Here is a 12,831-nt window from a genome sequence, read left to right as displayed (position 1 = left end):
CCAGCATGATACTGAACGGCAGGTTCCTCTTCTATTATGAACGTATTCTACGTTCCTTATTTAATCTTGCGTACGAGGACGCATGTGTGGGAAGAGCAGTACGTCACGAATCGACGGGGAGTTAGTAAGCAGCATGATCAGACGATCAACTCCGATTCCCAATCCGCCTGTTGGTGGCATACCATATTCGAGCGCACGGATGAAGTCGTCATCCATCTCATGAGCTTCGTCGTTCCCATGTTCTTTCTCCAGCATCTGTGCTTCAAAGCGCTGACGCTGATCGATTGGATCATTCAGCTCTGTGAAGGCATTGGCATGCTCGCGTCCAACGATGAACAATTCGAAGCGATCCGTGAAGCGTGGATCTACATCATTTTTCTTCGCCAGTGGTGAGATTTCAAGAGGATGTCCCATGATGAACGTCGGTTGAATCAACGTTTCTTCTACAAACTCTTCAAAGAACGCGTTCAGGATATGACCAAATGTCATATGTTTCTCAACCGGAACCTTATGTTCCTTCGCCAAGTTATGTGCTTCCTCATCCGTCATGTGTACGGAGAAGTCTACACCCACAACTTCCTTAACTGCATCCACCATCGTAACACGGCGCCACTGCGGCGTAAGATCCACTTCATAATCTCCATACTGGATCACTTGCGTACCCAGTACTTCCTGTGCAATATGAGCAACCAAATTCTCCGTCAATTGCATAATATCCTTGTAGTCGGCATATGCCTCATACAATTCAATCATTGTGAACTCCGGATTGTGACGTGTGGACATACCTTCATTCCGATATACACGACCGATCTCATATACCTTCTCCAGTCCGCCAACAATCAGACGTTTCAGGTGAAGTTCAATTGCAATCCGCATGTACAGTTCCATATCCAGCGCGTTGTGATGTGTGATGAACGGACGTGCTGCCGCTCCTCCTGCGATGGTATGCAACGTAGGTGTTTCCACTTCCAGATATCCAAGGGAATCCAGATAACGACGCATCGATTGAATGATTTTGGAACGTGCGATAAAGGTCTGTTGTACGTCCGGGCTCATAATCAGGTCAACATAACGCTGGCGGTAACGCAGCTCTACGTCGGTGAGACCATGGAATTTATCCGGAAGCGGATAGAGCGATTTGGACAGCACTTCAAGATCTTTAACTTTGACAGAAGTTTCACCTGTTTTGGTCTTAAAGATCACACCCGTTACCCCAACGATATCGCCAAGGTCCAGCAGGCTAAATGCCGCATACTTGTCTTCAGGCACGCTATCCTGACGAACATAGATCTGGATTCTGCCGCTCAGGTCCTGAATATGTGCGAAGCTTGCTTTACCCATTCCCCGCTTCGCCATAATCCGTCCGGCAATACTGACTTCGATGTGCTTCTCTTCCAGCTCTTCCTTGGTCAGTTCTTCATACTTCTTCAGAATGGAGCCGGCTTCTTCGGTACGTACGTATTTTTGGCCAAAAGGGTCGATTCCCAATTTGCGGAGCTCGTCCAATTTGTCACGGCGAATTTGTAAAAGCTCGCTAAGTTCGGTTTCCTGATTCAAGACTTCATCCGTCATGATCTGTATTCATCTCCTTATTTACATTGCAGGCATCCCGTGAGGACACTCTTCCTCAAATGTTGAAAAAGCTTCCCAAGGGAAGCTTTTGTTTACCGTGCCCAACTGCTTCGTTACTATAGCTTTTTAATATCTACAATTTTATATTGAATTACGCCAGCAGGCACACTTACATCAACCACTGTACCATTTTTCTTGCCCAGGATCGCTTTACCAACAGGGCTTTCGTTTGAGATCTTGTTCTGAAGCGGGTTAGATTCAGCAGAACCTACAATTGTATATTCTGTGATATCACCAAATTCCAAATCTTCCACAGTAACTGTTGCACCTACACTAACGACATCGGTGTCAATCTCATCACTGTTAATAATGCGTGCGTTCCGAAGCATTTTCTCCAAAGTAATAATACGACCTTCAATGAAAGCCTGTTCGTTCTTGGCATCTTCGTATTCAGAGTTCTCACTGATATCTCCATACCCGATGGCTACCTTAATCCGTTCAGCCACTTCGCGGCGCTTCACTGATTTCAATGTTTCCAGTTCTTCTTCCAGCTTCTTAAGTCCCTCTGGTGTAAGGATAACTTCCTTGTCGCTCATCTCAACCGATTCTCCTGTCATGGGAATAATTTGGATTGTACGGCAACGGAATCAGTGCTACTTACATAGCTCCGCCCGCATACATCTTCAAAACTATATGAAGTTCTCCAGAGAAATAGAATATTCCTCCTGATGACTAGCCTTTAATTAACGCACATGGCGAATTTATACTGTGAAAGTATAGGGGAACGATCTCGAAAAGTCAATGTTACGTCCTCTATAGCTGTAAACGTTTTACAGTCTTAATTACGATGCACTTCCGGCAATTACCGGTTCTGACTCCAAATTGCCTTCGCTTTTCAGCTGACTCACAAAGTTCTCCAGAATCTGTACCATCTCATCACGCTTGGTACCTTCCATAATAACGTCCTTGATGCGAGCAGATCCTTTCAAGCCTTTCAAATACCAAGCCAAGTGTTTGCGCATCTCGCGTACAGCAACCGTCTCATTCTTCAATGCGATCAGGCGATCCATATGCAGGATGGCAACACGGATCTTCTCTTCGCCATTCGGGTCAGGAAGCAATTCACCCGTGCTTAAGTATTGAATGGTACGATACAGCATCCAGGGGTTACCCAGGGCGGCACGGCCGATCATAACTCCGTCACAACCCGTTTCATCCAGCATACGGCGTGCATCCTCTGGTGTATGGACATCACCATTGCCGATCACCGGAATAGAGACAGCCTCTTTTACATCTTTGATGTGTGACCAGTCCGCTGTGCCTGTATAGAGTTGCTCACGCGTACGTCCATGTACACTTACCGCCTGTCCACCAGCACGTTCAACCGCGAGCGCATTCTCCACCGCGAAGATATGCTCGTTATCCCAGCCGATGCGCATCTTGACCGTCACCGGCTTCTCAACTGCGTCCACGACAGCCGATACCATCTCATAGATTTTTTTTGGATCAAGCAACCAACGTGCGCCTGCATCACATTTCGTTACCTTTGGCACAGGGCATCCCATGTTAATGTCGATGATGTCTGCATTGGTTTCTTGGTCCACGATTTTGGCTGCTTCTACGAGGGAATCACGATCTCCCCCAAAAATTTGAAGGCTCAGCGGTTTCTCACGCTCATCTACAAACAACATCTCACGTGTACGCTGGTTGCCATGGACAATGGCTTTGCCACTCACCATCTCCGCGCATACGAGGCCTGTTCCGAATTCTTTTGCGATCAAACGAAAAGCCGGATTACATACGCCAGCCATCGGCGCAAGTACGACCTGGTTTTTCATTTCAATGCCACCAATGTTAAGCACGGTAGTCGTTCCACTCCTTTTTTAATTCTGTATATATCACGATATAAAGTTCGATCAGTGTCTTGGTTGTTGTAACATGGCGAAACCGAAACGGTCCTAGTTACCCCGCAACTCCTCGATACTAATTGCCAGTACACCAGCAATTCGATCGAGCTCCTGCTGTGATACCTTACGGTTTCCCCGTTCAATGGTTCCCAGAATGGCCAGCGAGATGCCGGTCTCGGCCGCAAGTTCATGTTGTGTTAAACCTTTCAGCTTCCGGAATGCCCGAATTCGATTGGCCAATTGCATGTTTTCCAAAGCTGTATTCCATCCTTTCCATCCAGTACAGACAACGATGCGTGTACAAAGGTATGCAAACCTGAAATCTCGCCCTCCGGTACGATATCCGACAGTGGCACCAGTACAAAAGCGCGTTCTCCCATACGAGGATGAGGCAATTGAAGTAATTCCGTATCACGCGTCTCACCTTGCATCCAGAGCAGATCCAGATCAACGGTGCGCGGTCCCCAGCGAATATCACGAACACGTCCGAGCCGGTTCTCGATATCCAGTAATTCCGTGAGTAATTGCTCTGGTGTCAGCATCACCTGTACGGCGACTGCCATATTCAGAAACGCAGGCTGATCTACATATCCTACAGGCTCCGTCTCATATAGTGCAGAACAACGCAGAACGGATATATGAGGGTGTTCATCCAGCAAAGACAATGCTTCAAACAGCGTCTGTTCCCGGTCACCCAAATTGGCCCCTAAAGCAATATAAGCCTCTGAGAATTCAGAGGTCGAATGTGCAATCATGATCGGTTCTCACTTTCTTGTGCGGCGAAGCTCTACCGTTACGCCCTCAAAATGAATATCGAATGGCGGATGTGGCTTCGTCACCTTGACTGTCAATGCATTGATAATAGTATAAGTGTCTAGTAAAGAAGATGCAATATGTTCGCCCAAAGCTTCAATTAACTGGAATGATTTATTCTCTACAATCTGTTTTACCAGCTCATGGATCTCCGCATAATTAATCGTTTTGGTCAGATCATCGTTACGTCCAGCCTCACCCAGGTCCATATCAATCTCCAGATCAATATAATACCGCTGCCCAAGCTTCCGTTCTTCTGCAAAAACGCCATGATATCCGTAATACTCCATACGATGCAATACCATTCTATCCATACGTCCGCCTGCCCTCTATATATATTGAAATTTTAATCTATTTGAAGTCATCCCTTAGCTTCGCCTTTGAAAAACGCTTCGCTTTCACTGGACGGGTCACTCGGATCCCCCAGCATTATTTCCTCCGTAGACCCGGAGAAGCATACAACATGGCATCACACATGTCTGCCGTCCGCCGAATCGGCTTCACATCATGAACCCGAACCATCTGGCAGCCCTGGGCAATGCCAAATGCAACGGTGGCAGCCGTTCCTTCCAGCGCATCATCCGCCCCGACATTCAGGGTGTTCTGGATGAATCTTTTGCGTGAGGTGGCTAGCAGAACGGGATACCCCATTTCATTGAGCAAACCGAGCGATGACATGAGCTTCAGATTTTCTCCGAGATCCTTCACAAAACCAATGCCCGGGTCCAGGATAATTTGCTCTGCTTTCACGCCGGCTGTTAATGCAATCTGTATGCTCTCCTGCAAATCACTGACGACATCACTCAGATAATCGGTATAGTTTCGCTTCTGCCGATTATGCATCAGAATGATGGGACACCCCAGCTCTGCTGCCGTGCGGGCCATATTTGGATCTGCCTTGGCACCCCACACATCATTAATAATATGAGCACCTGCCAGAATAGCCTGACGTGCAACATCGGCTTTATACGTGTCTACCGATATCGGAATGTGTGGGGCTTGCTGATGCAATGCTTCAATAACCGGAATAATCCGGCTAAGCTCTTCATCGGCGCTCACGACATCTGAACCTGGCCGGGTAGACTCCCCGCCGATATCAATCAGGTCCGCTCCATCCTCCATCATCTGCTTGGCATGGGCAACCGCCCGCTCCACGTTGGTATAACTTCCACCATCTGAAAATGAGTCAGGCGTGACGTTAAGAATGCCCATAATCTGTGTTCTTGTACCCAGCTTTAATTCAGCTGGCCCCCATGCATATTTCCGTTCATAGATGACAGGTGTAAGTGTCATGAAGTATACCCCGCTTCCTGCCGGTACATACCCAGAAGGACTGCTGTAACCGGGCCAATATGTCCGTTGCTAATTATCGTTTCGGCTCCGTCCTGATCCCGCAGAGTTGTCACCGGAACCAGTTCAGCCACCGAGCCTGTTAGAAATATTTCATCTGCTTGCAGGAGATCCTCCCAGGCATCTAACGTTTCTATACAGGGGATTCCTTGCTGCGAGGCAATTTCCAGTACCAAAGCTCTCGTGATACCCGGCAGAATGCCGGTTGAAAGTGCTGGCGTGTAGAGCACATTTTCCCGTACCCAAAACACATTGCTGACGATCCCTTCCGCTATATGACCATCCCGGGTTAATTGTAACCCTTCCGCACCCTGCACATGCTTCCCGTACCCATTAAGCTCCCGTTTTGCCAGAATGCTGTTCATGTAATGCAGCGACTTGAACCGAACTTCCCCTTCGGGCGTGTTGCGAGGTGTAGACAACCGTTGAAGCATTTTGCCGCACTCATATAAAGAAGGAGATGGTTCAGGTAATGCTTTTGCCAGTACGATATGATTTGGCTTCGAATAATCACCAGAAGGTAGGCCTAGCGGTGCTTCACCGGCTGATACCGTATAACGTACATACGCATCCCGAAGTCCGTTCGCATCCATCAAACGTTGAATCCAATCTGTCACCTCTGCCGCGGTCGTTGTAAAAGGAATGCCCAGTTCCTTACACCCCGAGGCCATGCGCTCCAGATGCCGTTCCAAAAGATATGGGACACCTCGATACGTCCGGAACGTCTCAAACAGTCCCAGTCCGTACAAAAAGCCGTGATCCGTTACAGGAACCACGGCCGCCGCCATATTGACCAACTCTCCATTTATCGCGGCATATTGCATGTTATACCTTCACTTGTTGGGACAAAAAGTTACGAAGCATCTGATGACCATGGTCTGTAATAATGGACTCCGGGTGGAACTGAACACCTTCAATCGCATATTCTTTGTGGCGCAGACCCATAATTTCACCTTCAGCTGTCTCCGCTGTAATCTCCAGGCAGTCAGGCAAGCTGCTGCGCTCGACAATCAGGGAGTGATAACGGGTAGCTGTAAATGGGGATGGCAATCCGGCAAATACCGATGTTCCATTGTGGTGCATCTCGGATGTTTTGCCGTGCATCATGCGCTCCGCACGAATGACATTGCCACCAAACGCTTGTCCAATGGACTGATGCCCCAGACAAACACCAAAGATCGGAATGCTTCCCTTGAAATGATCAATGACTGCCAAGCTAATGCCTGCTTCATTCGGTGTACACGGGCCCGGAGAGATCAGAATATGATCAGGTGCCAGTGCCTCTATGCCTGCCAGATCAATCTCATCGTTGCGGCGAACTTCCACCGTCTCACCCAGTTCACCCAGATATTGAACCAGGTTGTACGTGAAGGAATCGTAATTATCGATAACCAGTATCATATGCCTGCTCCTCCTCATCTTCCGTCAATGCAAGTGACGGTTGCTTCGTTTTATTTTATTTTAACAGCTTCCGCCTCTTCGCTGTAATTCACAGCTCTCATCATGGCTCTTGCCTTGTTGCGGCATTCCTTGTATTCCCGATATGGATCGGAATCAATGACAATTCCTGCCCCGGCCTGTACATAACCAATACCATCCTTGATGGCAAGTGTACGAATGACGATGTTCAATGCCATATTTCCACTGTAATCCATCCACCCGATGGAACCCGTATAAGGCCCACGCCGTACAGGCTCAAGTTCCTCGATAATCTCCATGGTGCGGACTTTCGGCGCTCCGGTAATCGTTCCACCCGGGAATGTCGCAGCGATCACATCAAATATGGATAACCCTTCTGCCAGCCTGCCTTCCACCTGGGAAACGAGATGCATGACATGGGAATACTTCTCGATGGTCATCAATTCAGGTACATGAACCGAACCATAGGCCGCAATCCGTCCGATATCATTACGTTCCAGATCAACGAGCATAATATGCTCCGCCCGTTCTTTCTCACTGCTGAGCAGTTCATCCGCCATAGCCTTATCTTCTGCTTCATCCCGGCCCCTTCTTCGGGTCCCTGCAATGGGACGTGCACTGACTTTGCCATTCTCCACTTTGACCAGAAGCTCGGGAGATCCGCTTACCAGTTGGAAGTCTGGACTACGCAGCATACCCATATACGGCGATGGATTCACAAGGCGCAGCCATTCATAAATATGCTCAGCGCTCGAATGAAGCCGCTTCTCCTGTCTCAAGGACAGATTCACCTGGAACACGTCACCCTGCCTGATATATTCCTGCACCGTGCGTACAGCCTGTTCAAAGTCCTCCTGGGGAAAGGAGGTCTCCCATCCTTCCGATTCCCTTTCCGCATCTTCAGGCTGCGGGGTACGATTGACCCGCTTGTTGCGACGTTCCATTGCCTGCTGCTGTTCCTCGGCCTGTGCAAATCCCATAATGTGAAGCCAACGTTGCTGCATCGCTGTCGCTCGTGCTTCTGCCGCTGAATATAGACTACGGATATCAGTTTCGTTCCGGTTAGGCTCTATAGCCAGATGAACCATGCAGAAAAGCGCCTGCTGCTCATGGTCATAAGCCCATATTTCTTCAAAGCGCATCCACCAATAATCCGGTAGGGACGGATTATCTTCAGCCAAATCTGGGAGCTTCTCCAATGATCTTGCTACATCGTAGCTGAGATAACCTGCGTATCCACCCCCAAAGTCCGGAGCCCCATTAACCTTGGGTGCGTTATACGGGGCAGTCCATCTCTTCAATACATCAAGCGGCTTGCCGCTGTCCGTCGAGGTGGTTCCTTGCGTCACATCATGAATGACCGCTTCTTGACCTTTACCGGAAATAACGGATACGGGGTCTAACCCCAGAAATGTATATCTCCCGCCTTTGCCATTCTCCAGCACAATTGCGTATGGTGACGCCTGCTCCCAGGCTGCCTCCCACGATAACGGTAAACCGCCATGATACGGCCCCTCATCCGACTTGGTGATATAAGGCATCATGGTCCAGCCTTGTTCAGCCCACTCCATCCAGTCGGCGTATGTTGTCATCAGGTGTGTCATTGCGGTGTGCCGCCCTCCATCTGTCGCTAGTTCTATTGTCTGATAGTATACTAAAGCGTCGCGCCTTTTAAAAGCATTACGCCAAAAATCCTCCATACCCGTCATACGGGCAAGGAGGATTGGTTTTGTCATTTGTAGACTTAGCCTTCGAAGTTGTAAAGAGGTGTGCTGAGGTAACGTTCGCCGTTACTTGGCACGATTACCACAACGCGCTTGCCTTCACCCAACTGTTTCGCAACCTGAAGACCTGCACGGATCGCCGCACCGGAAGAAATACCGGACAGGATGCCCTCTTCCTTCGCTACCTGACGAGCCGTCTCGAATGCATCATCATTCTCAATGTGAATGATCTCATCATAGATTTCCTGATCCAGAATCTCAGGGATAAAGTTGGCACCAATCCCCTGGATCTTATGTGGTCCTGGTTTGCCGCCCGCCAAAATTGGCGAAGCTGCTGGCTCAACTGCAACAATTTTAATACCAGCAAAAGCTTCTTTCAACACTTCGCCTGTACCTGTAATTGTTCCACCTGTACCGATTCCCGCAACAAAAGCATCCAACGTACCGCCTACAGATTGAATTGCTTCAACAATCTCAGGGCCAGTCGTTTCACGGTGGATCTTCACGTTGGCTTTATTTTTAAATTGCTCAGCCATGAAATAGGAAGGGTTTTCTTTCAGCAGTTCTTCGGCTTTTTTAACAGCACCATTCATGCCTTCAGCTCCAGGTGTAAGCACAAGCTCAGCACCATACGCACGAAGCAAGTTGCGACGCTCCAAGCTCATCGTCTCAGGCATTACAATAACAGACTTGTAGCCTTTGGCTGCAGCCACCATCGCGAGTCCAATTCCCGTGTTACCACTTGTTGCTTCGATAATGGTATCACCTGGTTTTAGCTTGCCTTCTTTTTCCGCTTCTTCCACAATGCTAATTGCGATACGATCTTTCACGCTTGAACCTGGATTCTGGTACTCCAGCTTCACGAATACTTCAGCACTGCCTTCAGGTACGATACGGTTCAGACGAACAAGCGGAGTACCTCCGATGAGTTCTGTTACGTTATTAACTACTTTAGCCATATGAATGCCCTCCTTAGTGGATGAATAAAACTTGAGTCCTGTTAACCTATACTGTGCGGCCGATAGCCTCTAGCTGTTATAGAAGAACTGCGGAAATCCTGTTGATCCTATCCCTTACTGCCAAGATTTCTAGCAGGGCGGAGGTTTCCGAAAGTTTCTTTGTTCATAAATAAATCTTTTATATCCGAGTAAACGAGTAGGTATTTATTATTTTCATCTTATCAACGTTAACCCTTATTGTCAATATGAGTACTCAAAAAAAATACTCTGCCTTTGGCCCTAAGACCGCAGACAGAGTATTTTTATCAAGATGCAGCAGTACTATACAATCTTCTCCATTGAATTCAGGAGGCAGGAATCTCGGACAGGATTACGGCTTCATACTTGTTACGCAGCATTTGCTCTACCTGCGGCAACGGATCAGCCTGACTCAGAGCCAGTTCCATTCGAATCTCCTCACGGACTTCTTCGGCAGATTGCACCTGGCGTTCTTCTTTATCATTAAGTCTGATAATAACATAACCTTCTTCCACTCGAACCGGTCCGGCAATATCGCCTACATCCAGCCCGGCAGCAAGTTGAAGGATTTCTTCTGACTGGAATGGATCATTCCGCTCAATCCACCCCAGCCTCCCACCAGCATCACGAGAGAAGCTGTCTGTCGATTGCTTGCGAGCAGCTTCTTCAAAGTCCTCCCCCTTCTCCAACGCATCCAGTAAGGAATCGGCTTCATCTTCTTCCTTCACTACGATGATGGACAAGTCATATTTCTCGGGGGAAACGTAATCCTCACGGTGTTCAGTCCAGTAATGCTCAATATCTGCATCCTTGATCTGTATGCCGATCGTTGCGATTTTCTCAAGCAGCAGCCTGTAGCCGGCTTCCAACTCAAGTTCCTGTTTCGACAGGCCCAATTGAGACCTCATTTCGTCAAAATATGATTTCTCTGAATCATACCCATCCATCGCGGCGGCAAGTTCTCTTGCAATCTCTTGGGGAGTGACGATCAGCTTGCGTTCGATTGCTTCGGCATATACTGCTTTACGGTTTAACATCTGGAGTAATAACTCACTGCCGTAACGTCGTTTCAGCGCATCGGTCCACTCTTTGTCCGTGATGACTTCTCCGTTGATCGTCGCTACGGTGCTTCCTTCTTCCGTATTGGCATCATGGGATGCATCTGCCTCGTCTTTGCCCTGTCTGAGACCATGCATAGCCATCACACTACCCATGACCATCATACCTAGCGTCAAGACAATTACAGCCGTCCACAACCCTTTTTCCTGTCTTGTCATTCCGCATCCCGTCCCCGCATAGATCAGTTCTTGGCTTGCTCTAGGATGGTCTCAAGTTGTTCTTTGTTAAAGTCATAGGCTTCATTACAGAATTGGCAGACCACTTCAGCCTGGCCCTCTTCTTCAATTAATTGCTCCATCTCCGTTTGGCCCAGGCTGATTAGTGTCTTCTCTACCCGCTCACGTGAACACTCACAGCTAAAATGAATATCCAATCCTTCCATCACTTGTACATCTGGCAATAATTGGCGAAGCAACTCTTCCAATTCAAGTCCCTGCTCCAGCAACGTCGTCACTGGCGGCAACGTACTAATGGCGTTTTCGATCGCCGTGATCTCTGGATCTGTCAATCCCGGCAACAGCTGCATAATGAATCCACCTGAGACAATAACGGAATTATCCGTATCAACGAGCACACCAACGCCTACAGCAGAAGGTGTTTGCTCCGATTGCGCAAAGTAGTACGTGAAGTCTTCGCCCAGTTCTCCTGAAATAATAGGCACACTGCCACGATATGGTTCTTTCAGTCCCAAATCCTTCGTTATGTTGATGAAACCTTCCGTTCCAACCGCGCCTGCAACGTCCAGTTTACCCACACTATTGCTTGGCAAATGTACATGCGGATTAGAAACATATCCTCGTACTTCGCCTTTCGCATTGGCATCAGCTACAATCTGTCCAATGGGCCCATCACCGTTGACTTGTACCGTTAACTTCTCTTCACCTTTGAGCATTGCACCCATAATGGCTGCTGTTGTAACCGTACGCCCCATGGCAGCTGTAGCCGTGGGAAACGTATCGTGTCTTCTGCGTAGTTCCTCAACCAGTTCCGTAGTCTGGATAGCAAAGGCTCTTACCTTTCCATTCATTGCTGTACCACGAATTAACCGGTCATGCTTGTTGTTGTTTTCCAAGTCATTCAGCCTCCTTTGGCGTATCGCCATAATAGTCGTAACACAGAAAAAACGGCACAACACTTAAGCTGTAATCTCAGCCCGCTGTATGCCGTCACTATGCTCACCTTTCCCGGTTCCGCTCATATATAATACGCAGCCCTTCAAGCGTAAGCAGCGGATCAACTTCCTCTATACTACGGGTTTCTTCTGCGATAAGTGTAGCGAGACCACCCGTCGCGATAACTCGGGGCTTCGCCCCCATCTCCTCGCGAATACGTTCTACAATACCATCTACCTGCCCTGCATAGCCAAATATAATACCTGCTTGCATGGCATGAATAGTATTACGGCCAATAACCTTTTTAGGTTTCTCCAGCTCTATACGAGGCAACTTGGATGCCCGCTCATAGAGCGCTTCAGTGGCGATCTGAATGCCAGGTACAATAGCTCCCCCCAGGTAGTGACCTTTCTCGTCAATACAGTCAAAGGTCGTTGCGGTACCGAAATCAACCACGACGAGAGGGCCGCCATACTTCTCAACGGCTGCCACTGCATTAACAATACGATCTGCACCCACTTCACGAGGGTTCTCGTATCGCAGATTCAAGCCAGTTTTGATACCAGGCCCAACGAGCAAAGCTTTTTTGCCTACATACTTCTCACACATCGCTTCAATTACATTCACCAGTGGTGGAACCACAGATGAGATGATGACACCTTCGATGTCACTTGCCCTGATGCCGGACATATGAAATAAATTATAAATCAATACGCCGTATTCATCCACTGTTGACTGACGTGATGTACTCAGACGAAAGTGGTGCAGCAATTCCCGGCCTTGATATACGCCGAGCACCATATTGCTGTTCCCCACGTCTACAACTAGAATCAAAGAG

14 protein-coding genes are annotated in these 12,831 nt (G+C 48.3%); all 14 read right to left on the bottom strand.

Annotated features, from left to right (window positions below):
- Positions 1 to 60 precede the first annotated feature (60 nt).
- Positions 61 to 1,572: a lysine--tRNA ligase gene (gene lysS, locus AC4E8D_RS00390; RefSeq protein ID WP_047844500.1), complete on the bottom strand. Its 1,512-nt coding sequence runs from the start codon at positions 1,570 to 1,572 to the stop codon at positions 61 to 63.
- A gap of 116 nt (positions 1,573 to 1,688) precedes the next feature.
- Positions 1,689 to 2,168, bottom strand: a complete 480-nt coding sequence (gene greA, locus AC4E8D_RS00385) for a transcription elongation factor GreA (protein ID WP_076216743.1) — start codon at positions 2,166 to 2,168, stop codon at positions 1,689 to 1,691.
- Between the two features lie 246 nt (positions 2,169 to 2,414).
- Positions 2,415 to 3,434 carry a tRNA dihydrouridine synthase DusB gene (gene dusB, locus AC4E8D_RS00380; RefSeq protein WP_076216744.1) on the bottom strand — a complete coding sequence of 340 codons (1,020 nt, stop codon included), beginning with the start codon at positions 3,432 to 3,434 and terminating at the stop codon, positions 2,415 to 2,417.
- A gap of 96 nt (positions 3,435 to 3,530) precedes the next feature.
- On the bottom strand, positions 3,531 to 3,725 hold the full coding sequence (locus AC4E8D_RS00375) for a helix-turn-helix domain-containing protein (protein ID WP_036668438.1): 195 nt from the start codon (positions 3,723 to 3,725) through the stop codon (positions 3,531 to 3,533).
- Positions 3,686 to 4,234 carry a 2-amino-4-hydroxy-6-hydroxymethyldihydropteridine diphosphokinase gene (gene folK, locus AC4E8D_RS00370; RefSeq protein ID WP_339306374.1) on the bottom strand — a complete coding sequence of 183 codons (549 nt, stop codon included), beginning with the start codon at positions 4,232 to 4,234 and terminating at the stop codon, positions 3,686 to 3,688. Before folK ends, AC4E8D_RS00375 begins: the two co-directional genes overlap by 40 nt.
- Before the next feature lie 9 nt (positions 4,235 to 4,243).
- Complete coding sequence (gene folB / locus AC4E8D_RS00365; RefSeq protein ID WP_036606103.1) at positions 4,244 to 4,606, bottom strand: dihydroneopterin aldolase; 363 nt, start codon at positions 4,604 to 4,606, stop codon at positions 4,244 to 4,246.
- A gap of 115 nt (positions 4,607 to 4,721) precedes the next feature.
- Complete coding sequence (folP, locus tag AC4E8D_RS00360) at positions 4,722 to 5,585, bottom strand: dihydropteroate synthase (protein WP_221825802.1); 864 nt, start codon at positions 5,583 to 5,585, stop codon at positions 4,722 to 4,724.
- Positions 5,582 to 6,466: an aminotransferase class IV gene (locus tag AC4E8D_RS00355; protein WP_339306372.1), complete on the bottom strand. Its 885-nt coding sequence runs from the start codon at positions 6,464 to 6,466 to the stop codon at positions 5,582 to 5,584. The genes folP and AC4E8D_RS00355 overlap by 4 nt, the downstream gene beginning before the upstream one ends.
- 1 nt (position 6,467) lies before the next feature.
- Positions 6,468 to 7,043, bottom strand: a complete 576-nt coding sequence (gene pabA / locus AC4E8D_RS00350) for an aminodeoxychorismate/anthranilate synthase component II (RefSeq protein WP_036606106.1) — start codon at positions 7,041 to 7,043, stop codon at positions 6,468 to 6,470.
- Between the two features lie 50 nt (positions 7,044 to 7,093).
- Positions 7,094 to 8,665: an anthranilate synthase component I family protein gene (locus AC4E8D_RS00345; protein ID WP_339306370.1), complete on the bottom strand. Its 1,572-nt coding sequence runs from the start codon at positions 8,663 to 8,665 to the stop codon at positions 7,094 to 7,096.
- A gap of 140 nt (positions 8,666 to 8,805) precedes the next feature.
- Complete coding sequence (gene cysK, locus AC4E8D_RS00340; protein WP_036668448.1) at positions 8,806 to 9,744, bottom strand: cysteine synthase A; 939 nt, start codon at positions 9,742 to 9,744, stop codon at positions 8,806 to 8,808.
- A 344-nt stretch (positions 9,745 to 10,088) separates the two neighbouring features.
- Positions 10,089 to 11,039, bottom strand: a complete 951-nt coding sequence (locus tag AC4E8D_RS00335) for a peptidyl-prolyl cis-trans isomerase (protein ID WP_339306368.1) — start codon at positions 11,037 to 11,039, stop codon at positions 10,089 to 10,091.
- A 23-nt stretch (positions 11,040 to 11,062) separates the two neighbouring features.
- Positions 11,063 to 11,983, bottom strand: a complete 921-nt coding sequence (hslO, locus tag AC4E8D_RS00330; RefSeq protein WP_339306366.1) for an Hsp33 family molecular chaperone HslO — start codon at positions 11,981 to 11,983, stop codon at positions 11,063 to 11,065.
- Positions 11,984 to 12,056: 73 nt separating this feature from the next.
- A complete protein-coding gene (locus tag AC4E8D_RS00325) occupies positions 12,057 to 12,827 on the bottom strand; it encodes a type III pantothenate kinase (RefSeq protein WP_026081372.1) in 771 nt (256 codons plus the stop codon).
- Positions 12,828 to 12,831 lie beyond the last annotated feature (4 nt).

This window comes from Paenibacillus sp. SRL342 (assembly GCF_984798905.1).
The sequence above is the reverse complement of the archived record's forward strand: the minus strand, read 5'-3'. Positions and strand labels throughout refer to the sequence as shown.

What these genes read in the sequence shown, in the direction of transcription:
- lysS (WP_047844500.1), bottom strand. Translation starts at nt 1,572, where the DNA reads ATGACGGATGAAGTCTTGAATCAGGAAACCGAACTTAGCGAGCTTTTA.
- greA (WP_076216743.1), bottom strand. Translation starts at nt 2,168, where the DNA reads ATGAGCGACAAGGAAGTTATCCTTACACCAGAGGGACTTAAGAAGCTG.
- AC4E8D_RS00375 (WP_036668438.1), bottom strand. Translation starts at nt 3,725, where the DNA reads ATGCAATTGGCCAATCGAATTCGGGCATTCCGGAAGCTGAAAGGTTTA.
- folK (WP_339306374.1), bottom strand. Translation starts at nt 4,234, where the DNA reads ATGATTGCACATTCGACCTCTGAATTCTCAGAGGCTTATATTGCTTTA.
- folB (WP_036606103.1), bottom strand. Translation starts at nt 4,606, where the DNA reads ATGGATAGAATGGTATTGCATCGTATGGAGTATTACGGATATCATGGC.
- folP (WP_221825802.1), bottom strand. Translation starts at nt 5,585, where the DNA reads ATGACACTTACACCTGTCATCTATGAACGGAAATATGCATGGGGGCCA.
- AC4E8D_RS00355 (WP_339306372.1), bottom strand. Translation starts at nt 6,466, where the DNA reads ATGCAATATGCCGCGATAAATGGAGAGTTGGTCAATATGGCGGCGGCC.
- pabA (WP_036606106.1), bottom strand. Translation starts at nt 7,043, where the DNA reads ATGATACTGGTTATCGATAATTACGATTCCTTCACGTACAACCTGGTT.
- AC4E8D_RS00345 (WP_339306370.1), bottom strand. Translation starts at nt 8,665, where the DNA reads ATGACACACCTGATGACAACATACGCCGACTGGATGGAGTGGGCTGAA.
- cysK (WP_036668448.1), bottom strand. Translation starts at nt 9,744, where the DNA reads ATGGCTAAAGTAGTTAATAACGTAACAGAACTCATCGGAGGTACTCCG.
- AC4E8D_RS00335 (WP_339306368.1), bottom strand. Translation starts at nt 11,039, where the DNA reads ATGACAAGACAGGAAAAAGGGTTGTGGACGGCTGTAATTGTCTTGACG.
- hslO (WP_339306366.1), bottom strand. Translation starts at nt 11,983, where the DNA reads ATGGCGATACGCCAAAGGAGGCTGAATGACTTGGAAAACAACAACAAG.